The sequence below is a fragment of the Burkholderia lata genome, from assembly GCF_902499025.1.
Classification (GTDB): Bacteria; Pseudomonadota; Gammaproteobacteria; order Burkholderiales; family Burkholderiaceae; genus Burkholderia; species Burkholderia lata_C.
The window spans coordinates 148,222-165,805 of the sequence record NZ_CABVPW010000019.1 but is presented as its reverse complement, the minus strand read 5'-3'; the positions used below and the strand labels follow the sequence as shown (position 1 = coordinate 165,805).

Below are 17,584 nucleotides of genomic sequence, written 5' to 3'. Positions count from 1 at the left end.
GTTCCTCAAACTCGGTTGCTGCCTGATCTGCTGGAACACCCTCCGGCGCGCCGAACAGTCTTTATGAAACCGTCTCTAACGGCATGTGCGGCGTCGCTGGCCTGCCGGCCCGTCCGTTCCTTCAATCGCATGCCGGAGCCGGGTTCCGAGGAGGCCTCGTGGCAGACAAAGTCAATGAGCAGATTACCGACGCGGTGACGCAGACCAACGTCAACGTCGTGGCTGGGTCTCCGGCCCAGGCGCTGGGCACGCTTTACCAGATGTTCAGCCAGGCCGTCGGCATCTCGGCGCAGAACATGACGCAGCAGCAGGCAGCGCTGAACCAGATTTCGAACGCCGTCGTGTCGAAGGCGGTGGCCATGATCCTGTCCGTCGAAGCATCGCCGAAGGGCGCATCGGGCGGTGGGTCCGGTGGCGCGCCGCAGGTTCCGGCGGCCGGGCCGCAGACGGGCCCCACGCATTAGGACGCGACGACTCTCGGGATACCTGAACCATGAACATGAAAGGACTTTTGGGCGGACGCGGTGACGGCACGACGCAGACGCCGGACGATGTTGCGGACACCGCAGCCGAAGCCACGACGCCGGCCGATGTCGCACCGGACACCGCGACACCGAAAGCCGGCGCGCGCACGTGGCCGGTCAACCGGCTGCGCCGCTTCACCGATGCATTGAAAGCACCGAACCAGGTCGCGGATGCGCCCGGGTCCGGCGGCTCGGCGCTGCAGACCGTGCAGGCGATCAACGCGGAGGCGGCGTCCTATGCGACGACGCAGATCGCCGTCGGCCCGAACATGATGATCACGCAGGCGGGCGGCATGGTCGCGCAGGCGGCGGCCAACTACTTCGAGGCGACGACGTCGCTGGCGATCGCGGGCAAGAGCGTGCTGATGAAGGACCTTGCGCAGAAGACCGTCGACGAGAACGTGCCCGGCATGGCAATGGATGCGGTGGGCCTGTTGTTGACCGATCTGTTCGTGGCGACCGCGGCGATCGTCGCGGGTGCCGCGGAAGCGATCGAAGGGGAGGCCGCCAGTGTCGCACTCGACAGGATCGACGAAAGCCTGCAGAAGTATCAGGCGCTGCTGGACAAGAAGGGCGCGTAGGGTGCGCCGACGATGCAGCCGCGGGCTGCGTGGGCAGCGTCGACGACGACCCGGGCAGGCGCGAAACGGCAGGCATTGAATCGATGCATGCGTGATCGTCCGCGTGGTGTGGATGATCGCGCCGATGGGGAACGTCGCGGGCAATTGCCGTCCGCATGCGCACCGACGAAGCATCAATCGACACGACCCGCCGGGCCGTCAGGCCCGATGCGGGATGTGAGCGGCGGGACCGACGCACGGCCATTCTGTCGAACACGTCGCGGCTTGCCAACAGCAGTCCTATCTAGTCATGTGAGGAACTCATGTCCTACATCGTTCACGACGTACACGGTCCCGCGCCGCTGGGGGTTGGCGAGCTCAACTGGGGAGATGCGACGGAAATCGACTTCGGCGCGATGACGAGCTGCATCGCGCTCGTCGAGCAGACACCGGGCCAGCCGACGATGGTGCGCGGGATTCATCTGTCGATCGTCAGCGCCGACGGCACGAACGTCTACGATCCGGCGGCAGACGTAGCCGGACAGGTCGAGACGATCATGCAGCAGAGTGGCGATCTGCGCGCGTGCCTTGGGCGCATCGACCTTTGGCAGGCCAGCGAGTTGCAAGAGGTGCGGGATTTCTTCGCCGGGCTGATGCAGAGTCTCGACATGACTGACTGGGTGCCGGTGCCGGACGGCAACCTGCGGGTGCGGATACACGGTGGCGTGATGCAGTATCAGCAGGGCACCGGCGCATGGACCAACGTGTAGCCGGCACGATCCGCTGAAGCCGGTACCCGCCATGCGTGCGGGCGCCGGTTCGAATGGACCTTGACGGGGCGGAGTGATCCCGCGAGGCCATTCGGATCAGGACCATGAGTGCCGGTTACGTCACGCTGACCGGAATCTCTATCAGGTTCGGCTGTCCCGATGCGATTCCGCACGCGACGGCGGCCGCGATGTCTCCCGGCCGCGCCACGCGACGGGCGGTCAGCCCCCAGGATTTCGCGAGTGCCAGGAAGTCGATGGGCGGGTCCTTGAGGTCCATGCCGGCGAAGCGATCGGCATGGGCGCTGACGAAATGATGCTGCGATTTCATGTACTTCTTCAGGATGTTGTACTCCTGATTGTTCACGACGACGAACGTGACCGGAAGACATTCATGCGCCGCGGTCCACAACGCTTGCGGCGCGTAGAGGGCGGAGCCGTCGCCGATGATCGCGACGACGGGTTCCCGTCCGAGCCCCAGCGATATGCCGACCGCCGCGCCCATGCCCCATCCGAGGATGGCGCCCCGGGTACCGTAGTACTGCCGGGTACCGGCGGAGTGGAGCGCGCTGCGAATCAGCGGCATCGTCGCCGGCGATTCATCGACGACAGGCGTCGTCGGACCGAGCGCCCGCGCGACTTCGTGCGCGGCGACGAGCGGTGTCGTCATCGTGGCGCTCAACCCGGACGCGACCTGCTCCTCGAGGTTGATGCGCCGTCGTGTGCGACTGCGCTGCGCGTCGGCGCGCAAGGTATCGATTTCGGCGCGCCGATGCTGCGACGCGTCGCGCAGCATCGGCAGGAGTGCCTGGAGGGATACGCGAAGGGCGCCGACGCAGCCCAGTGCTGTTGCATGTATCCGGCCCAGGTCGTGCGGGTCGCTTGCCAGCTGATAAAGCCTGCACGTAGACGGAATGGCAGGGCCGACGGAGTAGAGGATCGTGATGCTGAAGTGACCGCCCAGCACGAAGACTGCGTCGAAGGCGCCGAGCGTTTCATGCATGTCGGCGGCCGTCATGGGCAGGTTGCCGCACCACAACGCATGCGATGTCGGAAACGGCAGGTGGGCCGGCCAGGATGGGCCAAATACCGAGGCTCCCAGCGTTTCGGCGATGGCTACGGCTTCCGCGCTGGCGCCGGCCGCGAACACTTCGTCGCCCACCACCATCGCAACGCGTCCGGGAGGGATCGAGGCCAATGCCTTCGCCAGATCGGGCAGCGCCGCCGGGATCGAGGTGCGGTCGATCGCCGATTGCCGCGCGACAGGCCGGGACGTGGTGCGCTCCATGACATCCATCGGCAGGGACAGAAAGACCGGCCCGGACGGGGCCGCCGCGCTGTCGTTGAATGCGCGCCTCACGAGCACGCCGATTTCATCGGGGTGAGCGACTTCCCGTGCCCATTTGACCGCCGGACGGGCGACACCCAGCGAATCGCCGTACAACAGCGGATCGGTGTATGCATGGCGAGTATCCTGCTGGCCAGCCGTGACGACCAGCGGCGTTCTGGCCGCCTTTGCATTCAGAAGGGCGCCCATCGCGTGGCCGAGGCCGCCCACCGTATGCAGGTTCGTAAAGCCGGGCCGGCCCGAAGCCTGGGCATAGCCATCCGCCATCGCCACGACCGCGGCCTCCTGCAATCCCAGCACATACGACAGGTCGGGCGCGTCGGTCAGTGCATCGATGAATGACAGCTCGGTCGTGCCGGGATTGCCGAAAACGTAGCGTACACCTTCGCTTCTCAGCACCTCGACGAGTACCTCCGCGCCGCGTCGGGGCTGGATGTCGTCGAGTGCTACGAAGCCCGTATCGGCTTCTGTTTCCCCGTTCGTCACCGGGCGTCGTCGTTGATTTGCGTCCATGTCTTCCTCCCATTGAGGGCGAGGATAGGACGCGATACGACGCTCGCGCTTGAACGTTCTTGCGCTGTGCGCCCTTTTGTTACCGGGTGTCGCTCCAGCGACTCGGCGCGACACCGTTTGCCTTCTTGAAGTGACGGTTGAAGTGGCTCTGGTCCGCGAAGCCGAAAGTCGCGGCCACTTCCGTTGCGGGCATGCCGGCACGAAGCGCATCGCAGGCGCGGGCCAGTCGGACCTGGTTGCGCCAGGCATGCGGTGCCATGCCGACCTCGCGCGAGAAGATGCGCGCGGCATGGAATTTCGACACGCCAACGACGTTGGCCAGCTCGGCCAGGTCGAGCGACGCGGTCAGCTCGTCGAGCATGCGCGCCTTCATCCGCTCGACACGCATGCGATCGATGCTCATCGGCCGGGAAGGCGGGCGCATCCGTCCATAGCGCTTCAGCAGCGTGGAAACGGCGTCGAGCAGCACGTACTCCACGGCAAGCATGTCGGTGCCGGTCTCGAGTACGCGGTGCGCTCGCAGCGCGCGGCCGACCAGGTCGGTGTCCTTGATGATGTCCGAGTCGAACCAGGGCGTGCCGTGATAGGACAGCCCGGCCTCTTCGGCCACGCCCTGCACGAAATCGACCGGCAAATAGAACGTGCGGCATTGCCAGCCTGCGTCGGCCGCGCTCGAACCGGTATGGATTTCGCCGGGATTGATGATGGGAAGGGACCCGGCGTCGGCGACGAACCGCGTGCCGCGATAGTCGTAACGTTCAGCCCCGCGTTCGATGACCGATATCGTGTACGCGTCGTGCCAGTGGGGAGAGTAGACATGGTCGGTGAAGCGGGCCGTGACCATCTCACCGCCGGGGACCAGCGTGGAGCGCCAGACGCGCGCGTCGTTCCGGCGCGTCGGCTTGCCGTTCGCCTGAGGCGCGTGTTGCTCGATATCGTCGGAGTCGATTGCAGACATAGGTCACTCGGGCGTGGTCATCCATGTTCGAGCCGCAGGATAGCGTCAAAATGAAATGTTCGCCGACGCGGTTGCGCGGGTGATCCGTTGGTCGACGAGCCACGCATTTGAGACTGTCGTCGCGGACGCGTGCCACGCGACGACAATTCATCGCCGCTGTCCCGTTCAATCCAAGTACGTCAACCCCACCGCGCCCCTCGCCTCCGCGATGGTCCGCCCGCCTAGCCCCGCGCGCGGGCCGGTTCGCTGCCCCGTAGTCGCGAGACCGACGACAGCATGGCCTCGCATTCAACCAGCACCGGCTGTTCGACGGTCGTGTTGAAGCGTCGCGCGAATTCGTTGGTGTGTTCGATCATCTGCAACGGGTCATCGCCGGCTGGCATAGCCGGTTGCATAAAAAAGGGGATCGATCGGGCATGCCGAGGAAGCGGCTGGGAAGGGAGTGCCGCCCGTCGCGAAGTGCCGGGAATACCAACAGTTTGGCCGGGTGGGCATAGTCAGGAATTGACGGCCGAAGGTCGAATCCGGTCGGGCGGAAGATGAGCAATATTTACTTTCGAGTGATGGAACGAATGTTAAATGTCAATGGAATCAACATGTTCCATTCTTTTTGATGTCAAAAGGTGTGGGTGTTGTTCCGCTGTATTCAAGGCGCGTGCATGTGTTGCCGTCTGTTACCACAGCGCAATTGTTTTTGTGTGAACGTTGCATTTAAAATCGACACTCAAATCAATTAAGTGCGCAGGTGACGTAGCGGTCTGAGAGCGTCGTCGCCGAATGCCCATCGATAAGTGAACGTGACCGAAATTCTGCGTGCCTTCGTGAGCGCGCTCGATCAGAACAATCGTGCAATCCGGTTTCATTGGGGACGACATCAAGAGGCGCTGGCACGTGTCCTCGTACCGCAAAGCATCGATTTGACGGAAGGCTTGTGTACCGGCATCGAAGGGCATTTGACCTGTCTGTCTTCGCGCCCGGATCTTCCGCTGTCCACGTTTCTGGGGTTGCCGCTTTCCGTGCAACTGATGACGGATCGAGGCAAGCCGTACCCGATCAACGGAATCATCACCGACGTGCGTGCCGGTCAATCGGACGGCTCGCTCACGTGCGTACAACTGACGTTGCGCGACGCGCTTGGAATCCTCGAGCAGCGTGTCAACAGCAGAACGTTTCGTTCGACGAGCGTCCCGGACATTCTGGAAACACTGCTGCACGAATGGCAGCAACGCAGTTCGGCGTTGGCGCAGGCTTTCGATTTCGAACTCGTGCTCGATCGCAATCAGTATCCGAAGCGCGAGCAGACGCGTCAGGCGGGCGAATCGGATGCGGCTTTCATTCGCCGGCTGTGCCGGCGTGACGGCATTTTCTGGTATGCACGGGCCGGCAAGCATGACGGAGCGGCAACCGATACGCCGGTCCACACGCTCGTGTTCTGCGACGATCCGACGAAGTTGCCTCAGGCGGCGGCAGGCCAGGTGCCTTATCACCGCGGTTCGCAGTCGCGGGAGCGTGACGCGGTCACGCTCTGGTCCACGGCCCGAGCGCTGACGCCCGGCAGCGTGCGACGTTCCAGTTGGGATTACAAAGCCGGCAGGATGGCACAGTCCGAGCAGGAGACGATCGTCGATCAGGGGGAGGCAGGCAACGATCTCGCGAAATTGCTGGCTAATTCGGTCATCGACGTCCCGCACGCAGGCGATTCGGACGCCGATCAAGAGCGCTTGGCGAAGGCACGCATTCTGGCGCACGAACGTCGTGCGGAGTGTGTATACGCGGCGAGCGATGTCCGGGACGTTTCACCAGGTTTTTGGTTCACGCTGCTTGGGCATCCCGAGGTCGACACGCGGCCGGACGAACAGCGGCAATTCGTGATCACCAGCCTTCATCATCGGGCCACCAACAACTACTCCAAGGCGCTCGATGAACGGGCGCAGGCACTGTTTGCCGCGAGTCGCTGGAGCTTCGACACGTTACCGGCGGAAGAAGAGGGGGCCGGGGTTCGATACGAGAACACGTTCACGTGCGTGCGCCGGGGCGTGCCGCTGACGCCAGCTTACGACCCGCGCGTTGATTTGCCGCCCGTGCATCCGTTTACCGCGAAAGTGGTTGGTCAGGATGGCGAGGAAGTGCATTGCGACGAATTCGGCCGCATCAAGGTGCAGATTCTCGGCTTGCGCGCCGACGACCACACCCATGCGCAGGGCGCCGGCACCAGTGGAACCGAGCGGGACAGCGCGTGGGTGAGATGGGTCAGCCCCTGGGCCGGCCCGAACTACGGCATGGACATGCTGCCGCGTGCCGGTATGGAAGTGCTGATCGACCATCTGCATGGCGATCCCGACAAGATGATCGTGACCGGGGTGCTGCACGGCGGTCCCAATATGCCGACCACGTTCAGCCACACGGGCTCGCTTCCGGGCAATCGATATCTGTCCGGTATCAAGACGAAGGAGGTCAAGGCGGATCGCTACAACCAGCTGCGCTTCGACGATACGCCCGGCCAGATCAGCAGTCAGCTTGCCAGCGAGCACACCCATACCCAGTTGAACCTGGGTTACCTGACGGAGCCTCGCGACGAAGGTAAAGGCGCGCCTCGCGGCGACGGTCTGGAGGCTAGAACCGATGCCCAGGCGGTCATTCGCGCGGCGAAGGGCGTCTACGTGACCGCGCAGCAGCAGGGACGTGCCGAAGGCAAGATGCTCGAACGCACGGCATTGCAGACGTTGATCGAACAGTTGCAGGAACTGGTACGAAACCTCGGTGATGCGTCCGCTGCGAATGACGCCGAGAATACCGATCTTGCACGCATCGAGAAGATCACATCACAGATCAAGGGCTGGGACGCCGGCAGCAACGTCGACCAGGGTGGTGGAGGCGGTGGTGGCGGTGGTGGCGGTGCGCCGATGGTTGCAATCGAGGGGCCGGCCGGTGTGACCGTGGCCAGCGAGGATGCGATGGTGCTCGGTGCGCAGACCAACATCGATGCCGTAAGTATCGGCAACACGCAGATCAGCGCGGGACGTCGTCTGCTGATGCGCGTCGGAGACTGGATGAGTGCCTTCGCGGCCAAGGGCATGACGCTCGTCACGGCAGAGGGCAAGCTCCGGATTGAAGCGCACAAGGAGGACGTCGTCGTGAAGGCCGCCAAACGGATCATTCTGGAGGCGGGTGAGGAAATCGTGTTTCGCTCGCCTAAGGTCAATACCCAGGCGAGCGACGAAGCGTCGATCAACGGCGGTTCGAGCTACAGCCAGTGGAATGGTGGCGGCGTCGTGCATGGCACGAGCGGCGTGTGGCGCGAACATGCGGCGTCGCACAGCCTCGTCGGCCCGGACAACAAGCCCGTGAAAGCGCCCGATCCCCTGACCTTCAAGGAACTGGAGCAACAGGACAGCCTGGCTGTGGTGCTCCGTTCGCATCCGGAGGACGGCCGGCCGCTCGCCTATGAGCCGTACACGCTTTACAAGGGATCGGCCAAGATTGCGGACGGCGTGACCGACGAGCATGGTCAACTGATCATTGCGAATCACCAGAAGGGCACGTCTTCCTATACGGTCAAGCTGCACAACGGGCATGAGATCGACGTGCCCGTGAAGGAGGAGGGCTTGACCGATGACGAGCAACTGGCCGCGCAGGGATGGCGAGCGGTCGACGGCGATCCGGAATCGCGCCAGCGCCACGCAGAGGGCTGACCGGCGATTTGCCACAGTTTTTGACGAGAAACCTGATGTCCGATACCAATACCCAAAACAAATCGAAGGCGCCGGTCGATGTCGGTAAGCGGCAGACGGTCGCCAGTGCACAGTGGTTTCTGGAAAAGCAGGCGGACTACTACGCGCCGCCATACGAAAAGAACAATCTCGACGTATTCATCTGCGGCGAGGATGCGTTCAAGCAGATTGCGGCCGATTTGAAGGCGGCCAAGCACAGTGTCGAGATCATCTGCTGGGGCTTCGATCCCGGGATGGAGTTGATCCGGAACGGAAAGGTCTGGCCGCGAGGAGATACCTGGGGTGGATTGCTGCGCGACGTAGCGGCAGGGAAATTCAACAATGGCAAGCCGGTGCAGGTTCGTTTGCTTTCGTGGTATGGCTTCATCGGAAGTCTCGGCTCGAACAACAGCCGGGTCACAGCAGCGGTCGCCTGAACTATGACGATAAGCAGGCCATCAAGGTCGCTATGGATGGTGGCATCTATATGCCGACCGAGAATCCGCCTCAACCTCAAACTCCGCGGGAACGGCGCGAGGATTTCAATTCGCGATGGTATGACGATGCGTTTGCCGGCCGGCTGCCCAACCTGTCGATTCGTACGCGGGACGGCAGCAGCAAGGACGTCCATGAAAGCCTGAAGAGCGAGCCGGGCAAACGTGACTTCACCGAGGTACTGGGGTTGGAGAAGGTGGCCACCGACCATCAGAAGACTATCCTGATCGATTACGACCATGAAGGCGGCGTGCACGCCGTCGGCTACGTGATGGGGCTGAATAGTGTGACGGACTATTGGGACACGCAGCAGCACCTCTTCAATGATCCTCGCCGGGGTGAGGCGTGGGAAGGGGCCAATGACACCGAACCGGGCCTCAAGCCTTACCAGGACTATGCAAGCCGGATCCGGGGGGAGGCGTTGGTGCCGGTGAGCAAGAACTTTACCGACGCGTGGAACCGTGCCAAGGGCAAGGGCACGAACTTGTCGCGAACGCACGATTTCAAAAAGGTCCCCCCGGGCTTGACGCAGAATCTCGGCACGCCGTGCCAGCGTGCGCAAATCGTCCGTACGCAGCCCGAAGAAAAGGATAAATCCGTCAAGGCCTTGTATGCGCAGGCGACGTCCTTCGCGCGCAACTACATCTACATCGAGAACCAGTATTTCCAATATACCGAGTGGCCGAAGAAGCTGAAGGAGTTGCGGGCCGACTTCCTCTCGTGCAGCCAGGCTGCCGGCAAGAGTCCATCCGACATACCGAATTTGCACGTGATGGTTGTCATCCCTACGCCTGAGCGGGTGCAGATGGTGCCGCGCACGCACGATACCGTTAAGGTGCTGGGGCATGGGACGTCGATGCCGAATCAGGACAAGGCCGTCGAAGACGAACTCGCGCGCAATCGGCAGCAGCAGGCGACCTGGGATGCCTACGTCAAGCGGCAAAAGGCGAGCGGCGCGAGTATAGATCCTGATCTCTATCCTGCGCCGCTCTCGCCCGCGGCGCAAAGTGCCAAGGATCTCGGCGACAAGGCATCCCTGGAAAAATCGCTGGATCAAATGGGTATCCGTGCGCTGGTCGGTAGTCTCTGGACCTTTGATCGCAATTGGCGCAGTTCCAAGCTGAACACCGAAACGGAAGAAAAGCGGGCCCGCTGGAACGAATACGCGCAGAAGCAGCAAGCCAAGGGTGAATTGCCCGACCCAGATCTGGCGCCGATGCTGCCGCTGCCGACGCAGTCAATCGCGGCCAGATACCGGGAAATCTATATTCACAGTAAGCTGCTGCTGATCGACGACAGTTTCTTCACGTTGGGAAGCGCCAACCTGAATTTGCGGAGCATGGCGGTTGACGCGGAGATCAACGTGGGCAGCGATGATCGTGCCAAGAGCACCGATTTGCGGAAGCGAGTCTGGAAGCTGCATACCGGCGGTGCCCATGACGGTGGAAATGGGAGTCCTGCCGCCATCGAGGAAACGTTCACAAAATGGCAAAAACTCATGGATACGAATGCCATGCAGAAGAAGCGCGGCCTGGAGCCGACCGGCTTCTTGATGGGGTTTCAAGACGATCGCACGTCCAGTGTTCGGCTGGCCTGACGCGCTTTCAGAATATGCGAGTTCCAATGAGTTCGACAACGTCCAAACGCCTGCGCCTTGCTGGCGCGTTTTCCCTCACCTTGTTCTTTGCTTGTACTGCCTGCTCGATGAACGATTCTCTTCCGCGAAACATGTCGCTCGACGCTTTCAATCCGCATCGCGAGACGTTCGTTTGCGTGCACGAAGCCGCTGCCGTTCCGGCAGTCGACCCGGAAGCTGATCGCTGGAATCAGCAGGCGATGAAGATGACGAGTGCATTGTTGTGGCCGAACCAGCGCGACTACGCTGGTGCCGTTGCGCTGTGGGGGAAGGCTGCCGAGCGCAAGCACTGGAAAGCGATGCTGAACCTGGCGAACGCCTACGCTCAGGGGTTGGGCGTGGATCGCAATACCGAGCGCGCCGTACAGATAACCGAAGGGGCGATGAAGCTGGGCATCCCCGCAGCCTACGATCTGATGGGCACGTACTACATGAACGGAGTGGGCGTAAAGCAGGATGCCAGCCGTGCATACGCTTTCTGGCAACTTGCAGCGGACAAGGGCAGCCCCAGCGCCATGGCTTATTTGGGCGGCAAGCTCGATGCAGTCTACGACGATCCGAAATCCGGTTTCTGGGGGAACCGGAAGATTGCGCTCAAAATGCTTGAATGCGGATTCGCCCAGGGTAGCGGAGATGCTGCGTATGCGCTTGGAACGACGCTGGTTGGCTCCGACAAGTCGCTGGACGAGGACAATGCGCGAGCACTCAAGATTCTGCATGAAGGCGTGAAATACGGTAGCGCCAAAAGTGCTGGATATTTGTTCGGTGCGTTCGATGATGGCGATCCGGTAGCGGGTGGCGTGAAGGATCGCGCTCGTGCCGAGCGTTATATCGTCCTTGCCGATCGCCTCGAGCGCGACCCCGACCTGCGTCTGCCGAACCTGGACAAAGTGGTGCCGCTTCCGCCCGCCAAACTGCCCAAGTGGGACGGCAACAAGGAGACGTTGATCAACGCGGCGAAGGCGGTGACGTCCGCGCCGGCGTCGCCGGTCAAGCCCGCCGTGCACCCCGTGTCGCTGCATACGGGCCGCGCGCACGTGCCCGATGGCTACATGCTGCCGGAGAAGCCGCAGGTCACCGTGCCTCCGCAGGCGGAAACGACTGCCGCTCCTGTCGGTGGTTACTGGCTGGCACAACTGAAATATCCGGTCGCCGATCGTCACCTCGCATGGAATATGGCTCAGCTACCGATGCATTACCGGAAGGAGGAGCTGTTCGATCGGAGCCGCCCCGGTTTGATGCCGGAGGATGGCCGCATCTTCTTCCACTATGTCGGTGACGTGATTCCCATGCCCGCGCAAACGGTGGAATCGCATCCGCGCGTCACGCAGGGCATCGTGCGCGCCGCCGAATTTCCCGACCCGGCCATCCGGTGTCGCGGCACGCGTGCGTGCCCGGTGACGGGCATCTGGCAAGCCGATGTGGCAGGCGATCATCCTCGGGCGGCCACGTTCAACCAGTGGTATCGCCAGGCGTACGTCATGCAGGGCGATACGTTCCCCGATCCGCGGGCGATGCATCTGGACGTATCGCCGGCTGACGTGACGTGGACGTGGTGGAACGAGGCCAATCACCTGGGGTTCGCGAAGCTGCCTCAGGTCAGCGTCGGCAACGCGTCCGAGAACGCTTGAGGGGGCGGAGATGCGTAAATCGACGATTGCCGCGACGGTGTGTGTCGGCGGTCTGATCCTGGCCGCCTGGGGTGCGATCGCGGCAATGGGCTCCGTGGCCCAGATCAGCGGAGGTAGCTACGGTTCGCACGATGTGAGCGATTTCGCGATCGAGAATTTCCTGTTTCTCGGTCCGCTGCTTGCTTTGGGTGGCGTGGTCGCATGGTTCGCCAGCCGGGGTTCGGCAACATCCGGCGACGATGACGAGGAACAGCACTCGGACAAGGATGAGACCGATGCCGTGGCTCCCGCGCACCGGGAAGCAGATCGATGAGCAGTTCTGAAATCATCTACAAACACGATCAGTGGCGCAAGGGCGCGGGCGGTGCGCCCGCGGGACTGTCTGGTCAGGCAGACAGTTCGGCCTACGCCGGCCTCGATCTGGGTCTCGCGCAATTTGCCGGCAGCAGTTTCAACGGTAGCAGTTTCGCCGGCACGTCATTCCGGCAAGCCGGCTGGACGGGCTGCCGGTTCTCGGCCTGCACGTTCGCAGGTTGCGATTTTGCCGGGATTGCGATTTCCGGATGCACATTCGTCGATTGCAGCTTCAATGACGCCGCCTTTCAGGGCAGCACGTTCAACGGCGTGAAATTTCTCGGATGCAAGTGGAACGGTGTCAGGTTCGACGGCAACACGTGGCATTCGGTGCAGGTGCTGGACTGTACAGGCACCACGGTTGAAGCTCACGGTCTCAAGGGACTGGACGTCGATTTCACCGGGAGCTATTTCGAGCATCTGGCCTTCGAAGATACGGAAATCAACGGCGGGCATTGAGTCGAGGCGGTGTCCGTGACCGGGTTTCGTCAACGTAGCTGCGAGTTGGCCAGCAAAGGCCTTTTTGGCCGTCAATACCCACAAAGAAACATCATTTCGCGCAAGGCGGTCTGTCAGCGGAATGTCTCAACTCCAACCAGGCGGTTTCGGCGGACAGCCACGGCAGATACAGCAGGCCAGCCATCAGCAGCAACGTACTGGCGCGTACCCAAGTGCTTGGTCTTCGTAGCGACGGGGCTGATGGACTACCTCGATTTCTTCATGCTTGCCGGCGCGGGGAGCGCCACTCTAACGGTTGCTGCAACGGCGCGCGCGGGATCAGGAAAGGGCGGTTGAAGATCAGGCAGCCGCTACCTGTCCGCCCGAAGCGCGCGATTCGCCGTACAAATTCCGCGTCGAGGTCAACGGCCGCTTCCTGAACATGGATTCGAGCGACGTGGTGAGCGGCACGACTGGAATATTCACTGCGTATGCGGCGCCTCACGATTTGCCGGGTCCGAATCATGGTCGCTGATGGCCGGGCAGGCGGCGAAAACGATCCGGGCATAGCGATCCGAACATCGCACATGGGGTTCCGGATCAGGAGTGGAATCGGCTATATCGCGACGTAGGGCGCGCGTAATTAGCCTGAGATGGGCCGGCCCGATGCCTGCGGCGGGCGTGTAGCGAGCAGTGCGACGAAAGGGGCGTGCGCTGGTGTGCGATGCGCTGATGTCTTGTCCGCAGGCACTTCACCTTGGACGGCTCTTCCGGCACCACACACCGCCCCTATTCACCCACCCCCAGCTTTTTTCTCGTCAACACCAACAAAAATCATCATTTCGCGCCCGCCTGCGCATCAGCAGAATGTCTCCATTCCAACTCACGCGACAGCACGAGCGTCGCACTGAGCCGCACTTCAGAAGGAGACAGCCGTGGCAGTCGAAACAACCTCAATCGATACGCTCGTCGTCGGCGCCGGTCAGGCCGGCGTGGCCATGAGCGAGCACCTGGGCAAGCTGGGTGTACCGCATCTCGTACTGGAGCGCAGCCGCATCGCCGAACGCTGGCGCACGGGGCGCTGGGATTCGCTGGTCGCGAACGGCCCCGCGTGGCACGACCGCTTCCCCGGCCTCGAATTCGACGGCCTCGACCCTGACGCGTTCGCTTCGAAAGACCAGGTCGCCGACTACTTCGAAGCGTATGCACGCAAGTTCGACGCACCGATCCGCACCGGCGTCGAGGTGAAGAAGGTCGTGCGCAATACGGGCAAGCCGGGCTTCGTCGTCGAGACGTCCGACGGCACGATCGAGGCGAACCGCGTGGTCGTCGCAACGGGGCCGTTCCAGCGCCCGGTGATTCCGCCGATCGCGCCGGACGACGCGCGCCTCGTGCAGCTCCATTCCGCCGACTATCGCAACCCGGCGCAGCTTCCGGAAGGCGCGGTGCTGGTGGTTGGCGCGGGGTCGTCGGGCGTGCAGATCGCCGACGAACTGCAGCGCGCGGGCCGGCAGGTTTACCTGTCGGTCGGCCCGCACGATCGTCCGCCGCGCGCGTATCGCGGCCGCGACTTCTGCTGGTGGCTCGGCGTGCTCGGCGAATGGGACAAGGAAGTCGCGACGCCCGGCCGCGAACACGTGACGATCGCGGTGAGCGGCGCGCGCGGCGGCCATACGGTGGATTTCCGCAAGCTCGCGAACCAGGGCGTGACGCTCGTCGGGCTGACGAAGTCGTTCGACGGCGGCGTGGCCGTGTTCGAACGCGATCTCGCGATCAATCTCGCGCGCGGCGACGAGAACTACCTGTCGCTGCTCGACGCGGCCGACGCCTACGCGGCACGCAACGGCCTCGACCTGCCGGAAGAACCGGAAGCCCGCCGCATCCTGCCGAACCCCGACTGCGTCGCGCATCCGATCCTCGCGCTCGACCTCGCCGGCGCGGGCGTCACGTCGATCGTCTGGGCGACCGGCTATGCGGTCGACTACGGCTGGCTGAAGGTCGACGCGTTTGCCGACAACGGCAAGCCGCAGCACCAGCGCGGCGTGTCGAAGGAGCCGGGCATCTATTTCCTCGGGCTGCCGTGGCTGTCGCGGCGCGGCTCCAGCTTCATCTGGGGCGTGTGGCACGACGCGCGGCACATCGCCGACCACATCGCGATCCAGCGCACCTACCTCGACTACCACGACGCATCGCAGCGCCGCTCGACCGCGCACGCGGAGCAGGACGGCGCCGCGTCGCACGCCGACGCGCAGCCGCTCGCCGACGCGGTGAACTGACCGCACCCATGCCGCCTGCCGCACCGCGTCCGCTTCCGGTGCGTCGGCGTGACCCCTGACGACTGAAGGATTTCGATGAGCCAACCCACCCATACCCGTATCCGCATGTTCAACACGAAGGATACCTACCCGAACCAGACGCTCGACAACGACCTGTGCCAGGCCGTGCGGGCCGGCAACACCGTCTACGTGCGCGGCCAGGTCGGCACCGATTTCGACGGCAGGCTGATCGGGCTCGGCGATCCGCGCGCGCAGGCCGAGCAGGCGATGAAGAACGTCAAGCAGCTGCTGGAGGAAGCCGGCAGCGACCTCACGCACATCGTGAAGACGACGACCTACCTGACCGACCCGCGTTATCGCGAGCCGGTGTACCAGGAAGTCGGCAAGTGGCTGAAGGGCGTGTATCCGATCTCGACGGGGCTCGTCGTGTCCGCGCTCGGCCAGCCGCAGTGGCTGATGGAAATCGACGTGATCGCCGTGATCCCGGACAACTGGCAGCCGAACCGCGCGTAGGAGGCGACATGACTTTCTCCATCGTCGGGCGCTGCCCGGAAACGGGCCAGCTCGGCATCGCGATCAGCTCGTCGAGCATCGCGGTGGGCGCGCGCTGCCCGTGGGTGCGTGCGGGCGTCGGCGCCGTCGCGACGCAGAACATCACGCTGCCGGCGCTCGGCCCGCAGATCCTCGACCTGATCGAACACGAGCAGCTCGCGCCCGCCGCGGCGCTCGACCGCGCGCTCAGCGCGAACGGCTGGAGCCAGTACCGGCAGGTCACGGCGATCGACGGGCAGGGGCAGACCGCGTGCTTCACCGGCAAGGAAGCGCTCGGCACGCATCACGCGGTGCGGGGCGAGCAATGCGTGGCGGCGGGCAACCTGCTGGCCGCGCCGGCCGTGATCGACGCGATGGCGCGCGCCTTCGAACAGGCGCCCGGCCTGCTCGCCGATCGCCTGCTGGCCGCGATGCATGCGGCGATGGCGGCCGGCGGCGAGGCGGGGCCGGTGCATTCGGCCGCGCTGAAAGTGGCCGGCGACGTGACCTGGCCGATCGTCGACCTGCGCGTGGACTGGGCCGATACCGACCCGATCGGGCAGCTCGATGCGCTGTGGCAGGCTTACCGGCCGCAGATGCAGGACTATCAGACGCGCGCGCTGAATCCGACCGCCGCGCCGAGCTACGGAGTGCCGGGCGATGAATGACACGTCGAGCCGCGCGCTGCTCGAACGGCTGATTGGTTTCGCGACGGTCAGCCGCGATTCGAACCTCGAGATGATCGCTTTCATCCGCGACTATCTTGCGGGCTTCGGCGTCGAGAGCGAACTGTTCTACAACGCGGAGCGCACGAAGGCGAGCCTGTACGCGACGATCGGGCCGCGCGACCGCGGCGGTATCGCGCTGTCGGGCCATACCGATGTGGTACCGGTCGACGGGCAGGCGTGGACGGTCGAGCCGTTCCGGCTGACCGAGCGCGACGGCCGCCTGTATGGCCGCGGCACGGCCGACATGAAGGGCTTCATCGCGTCGGCGCTCGCGGCCGTGCCGGTATTCGTCGCACGGCCGCTGAGCGTGCCCGTGCATCTCGCGTTCTCGTACGACGAGGAAGTCGGCTGCCTCGGCGTGCGGCCGATGCTCGAAGCCCTGGCCGCGCGCGAGCACCGGCCGCGCCTGTGCCTGATCGGCGAGCCGACCGAACTGAAGCCGGTGCTCGGTCACAAGGGCAAGCTCGCGATGCGCTGTCATGTGAAGGGTGCCGCCTGCCACTCGGCGTACGCGCCGTCGGGCGTCAACGCGATCGACTATGCGGCGAAGCTGATCGGCCGGCTCGGCGAGATCGGTGCGGCGCTCGCGCGGCCCGAACGGCACGACGCGCGATTCGATCCGCCGTTCTCGACCGTGCAGACCGGGCTGATCCAGGGCGGCCGCGCGCTGAACATCGTGCCGGCCGAATGCGAGTTCGATTTCGAGGTGCGGGCGCTGCCGGATTTCGATGCGCACGACGTGCCGAGGAAGCTGCAGGACTATGCGGAATCCGAACTGTTGCCGAGGATGCGCGCGGTGCAGCCCGATACCGACATCCGGCTGCAACCGCTGGGCGCGTATCCGGGGCTCGCGACCGCACCGGACAGCGAGGCCGCGCGCCTGCTCGCGATGCTGAGCGGCTCCGATGCGTTCGGTACGGTGGCGTTCGGCACCGAGGGCGGGCTGTTCGGGCAGGCCGGCATTCCGACCGTGGTATGCGGGCCCGGCAGCATGGACCAGGGACACAAGCCCGACGAGTTCGTCACGCTCGAGCAGCTTCACGGTTGCGACGCGATGCTGGGCCGGCTGGCCGCGCATCTCTCTGCGGCCGCCTGAACTGTCGAGCGGCCGGCAC

At 63.9% G+C, this 17,584-nt stretch carries 16 protein-coding genes; 13 read left to right on the top strand and 3 right to left on the bottom strand.

Translation table 11 applies throughout. From position 1 onward, the window contains the following. The first annotated feature begins 158 nt into the window (after positions 1–158). The 3 genes from BDI24065_RS20655 to BDI24065_RS20645 all read left to right on the top strand — a co-directional run bounded on the left by BDI24065_RS20655 (position 159) and on the right by BDI24065_RS20645 (position 1,854). Complete coding sequence (locus tag BDI24065_RS20655) at positions 159–464, top strand: RebB family R body protein (protein WP_174938291.1); 306 nt, start codon at positions 159–161, stop codon at positions 462–464. 35 nt (positions 465–499) lie between these two features. Next, positions 500–1,105, top strand: a complete 606-nt coding sequence (locus BDI24065_RS20650; protein WP_254609814.1) for a hypothetical protein — start codon at positions 500–502, stop codon at positions 1,103–1,105. A gap of 302 nt (positions 1,106–1,407) precedes the next feature. Further along, a complete protein-coding gene (locus tag BDI24065_RS20645) occupies positions 1,408–1,854 on the top strand; it encodes a hypothetical protein (protein ID WP_175032825.1) in 447 nt (148 codons plus the stop codon). A 115-nt stretch (positions 1,855–1,969) separates the two neighbouring features. Here the strand turns inward: BDI24065_RS20645 and BDI24065_RS20640 are convergent, their stop codons facing one another. The 3 genes from BDI24065_RS20640 to BDI24065_RS20630 all read right to left on the bottom strand — a co-directional run bounded on the left by BDI24065_RS20640 (position 1,970) and on the right by BDI24065_RS20630 (position 5,032). Further along, positions 1,970–3,712, bottom strand: coding sequence for a thiamine pyrophosphate-binding protein (locus tag BDI24065_RS20640; RefSeq protein ID WP_175032824.1), 1,743 nt, complete (start codon positions 3,710–3,712; stop codon positions 1,970–1,972). 79 nt (positions 3,713–3,791) lie between these two features. Then, positions 3,792–4,670 carry a helix-turn-helix domain-containing protein gene (locus BDI24065_RS20635; RefSeq protein WP_175032823.1) on the bottom strand — a complete coding sequence of 293 codons (879 nt, stop codon included), beginning with the start codon at positions 4,668–4,670 and terminating at the stop codon, positions 3,792–3,794. A 221-nt stretch (positions 4,671–4,891) separates the two neighbouring features. After that, on the bottom strand, positions 4,892–5,032 hold the full coding sequence (locus BDI24065_RS20630) for a hypothetical protein (protein ID WP_438820022.1): 141 nt from the start codon (positions 5,030–5,032) through the stop codon (positions 4,892–4,894). A 444-nt stretch (positions 5,033–5,476) separates the two neighbouring features. On the opposite strand from BDI24065_RS20630, the gene BDI24065_RS20625 reads away from it, so the two are divergent. The 10 genes from BDI24065_RS20625 to argE all read left to right on the top strand — a co-directional run bounded on the left by BDI24065_RS20625 (position 5,477) and on the right by argE (position 17,565). Next, positions 5,477–8,362: a type VI secretion system Vgr family protein gene (locus BDI24065_RS20625; RefSeq protein ID WP_175032834.1), complete on the top strand. Its 2,886-nt coding sequence runs from the start codon at positions 5,477–5,479 to the stop codon at positions 8,360–8,362. A 35-nt stretch (positions 8,363–8,397) separates the two neighbouring features. Next, the gene (locus tag BDI24065_RS41075; RefSeq protein ID WP_254609812.1) at positions 8,398–8,817 is read left to right on the top strand and encodes a hypothetical protein; all 420 of its coding nucleotides are present in this window, start codon (positions 8,398–8,400) and stop codon (positions 8,815–8,817) included. Between the two features lie 32 nt (positions 8,818–8,849). After that, positions 8,850–10,472: a phospholipase D-like domain-containing protein gene (locus BDI24065_RS20620; RefSeq protein WP_254609811.1), complete on the top strand. Its 1,623-nt coding sequence runs from the start codon at positions 8,850–8,852 to the stop codon at positions 10,470–10,472. Between the two features lie 26 nt (positions 10,473–10,498). After that, positions 10,499–12,142, top strand: coding sequence for an SEL1-like repeat protein (locus BDI24065_RS20615; RefSeq protein ID WP_254609810.1), 1,644 nt, complete (start codon positions 10,499–10,501; stop codon positions 12,140–12,142). 10 nt (positions 12,143–12,152) lie between these two features. Further along, positions 12,153–12,455, top strand: a complete 303-nt coding sequence (locus BDI24065_RS20610) for a hypothetical protein (protein WP_174980401.1) — start codon at positions 12,153–12,155, stop codon at positions 12,453–12,455. Continuing rightward, positions 12,452–12,955, top strand: coding sequence for a pentapeptide repeat-containing protein (locus tag BDI24065_RS20605; protein WP_174980400.1), 504 nt, complete (start codon positions 12,452–12,454; stop codon positions 12,953–12,955). Before BDI24065_RS20610 ends, BDI24065_RS20605 begins: the two co-directional genes overlap by 4 nt. A 914-nt stretch (positions 12,956–13,869) precedes the next feature. Beyond that, a complete protein-coding gene (locus BDI24065_RS20600; RefSeq protein WP_175032822.1) occupies positions 13,870–15,210 on the top strand; it encodes a flavin-containing monooxygenase in 1,341 nt (446 codons plus the stop codon). A 75-nt stretch (positions 15,211–15,285) separates the two neighbouring features. Beyond that, positions 15,286–15,723 carry a RidA family protein gene (locus BDI24065_RS20595; RefSeq protein WP_175032821.1) on the top strand — a complete coding sequence of 146 codons (438 nt, stop codon included), beginning with the start codon at positions 15,286–15,288 and terminating at the stop codon, positions 15,721–15,723. An 8-nt stretch (positions 15,724–15,731) separates the two neighbouring features. Further along, complete coding sequence (locus BDI24065_RS20590; protein ID WP_175032820.1) at positions 15,732–16,409, top strand: DUF1028 domain-containing protein; 678 nt, start codon at positions 15,732–15,734, stop codon at positions 16,407–16,409. Next, entirely contained in the window at positions 16,402–17,565 is a 1,164-nt protein-coding gene (gene argE, locus BDI24065_RS20585; protein ID WP_175032819.1) for an acetylornithine deacetylase, read from the top strand. Before BDI24065_RS20590 ends, argE begins: the two co-directional genes overlap by 8 nt. The last annotated feature ends 19 nt before the right edge of the window (positions 17,566–17,584 follow it).

Excerpts from the sequence above, each read along its gene's own strand:
- BDI24065_RS20650 (WP_254609814.1), top strand. The coding sequence starts at position 500 with ATGAAAGGACTTTTGGGCGGACGCGGTGACGGCACGACGCAGACGCCG.
- BDI24065_RS20645 (WP_175032825.1), top strand. The coding sequence starts at position 1,408 with ATGTCCTACATCGTTCACGACGTACACGGTCCCGCGCCGCTGGGGGTT.
- BDI24065_RS20640 (WP_175032824.1), bottom strand. The coding sequence starts at position 3,712 with ATGGACGCAAATCAACGACGACGCCCGGTGACGAACGGGGAAACAGAA.
- BDI24065_RS20635 (WP_175032823.1), bottom strand. The coding sequence starts at position 4,670 with ATGTCTGCAATCGACTCCGACGATATCGAGCAACACGCGCCTCAGGCG.
- BDI24065_RS41075 (WP_254609812.1), top strand. The coding sequence starts at position 8,398 with ATGTCCGATACCAATACCCAAAACAAATCGAAGGCGCCGGTCGATGTC.
- BDI24065_RS20620 (WP_254609811.1), top strand. The coding sequence starts at position 8,850 with ATGGATGGTGGCATCTATATGCCGACCGAGAATCCGCCTCAACCTCAA.
- BDI24065_RS20615 (WP_254609810.1), top strand. The coding sequence starts at position 10,499 with ATGAGTTCGACAACGTCCAAACGCCTGCGCCTTGCTGGCGCGTTTTCC.
- BDI24065_RS20610 (WP_174980401.1), top strand. The coding sequence starts at position 12,153 with ATGCGTAAATCGACGATTGCCGCGACGGTGTGTGTCGGCGGTCTGATC.
- BDI24065_RS20605 (WP_174980400.1), top strand. The coding sequence starts at position 12,452 with ATGAGCAGTTCTGAAATCATCTACAAACACGATCAGTGGCGCAAGGGC.
- BDI24065_RS20595 (WP_175032821.1), top strand. The coding sequence starts at position 15,286 with ATGAGCCAACCCACCCATACCCGTATCCGCATGTTCAACACGAAGGAT.
- BDI24065_RS20590 (WP_175032820.1), top strand. The coding sequence starts at position 15,732 with ATGACTTTCTCCATCGTCGGGCGCTGCCCGGAAACGGGCCAGCTCGGC.
- argE (WP_175032819.1), top strand. The coding sequence starts at position 16,402 with ATGAATGACACGTCGAGCCGCGCGCTGCTCGAACGGCTGATTGGTTTC.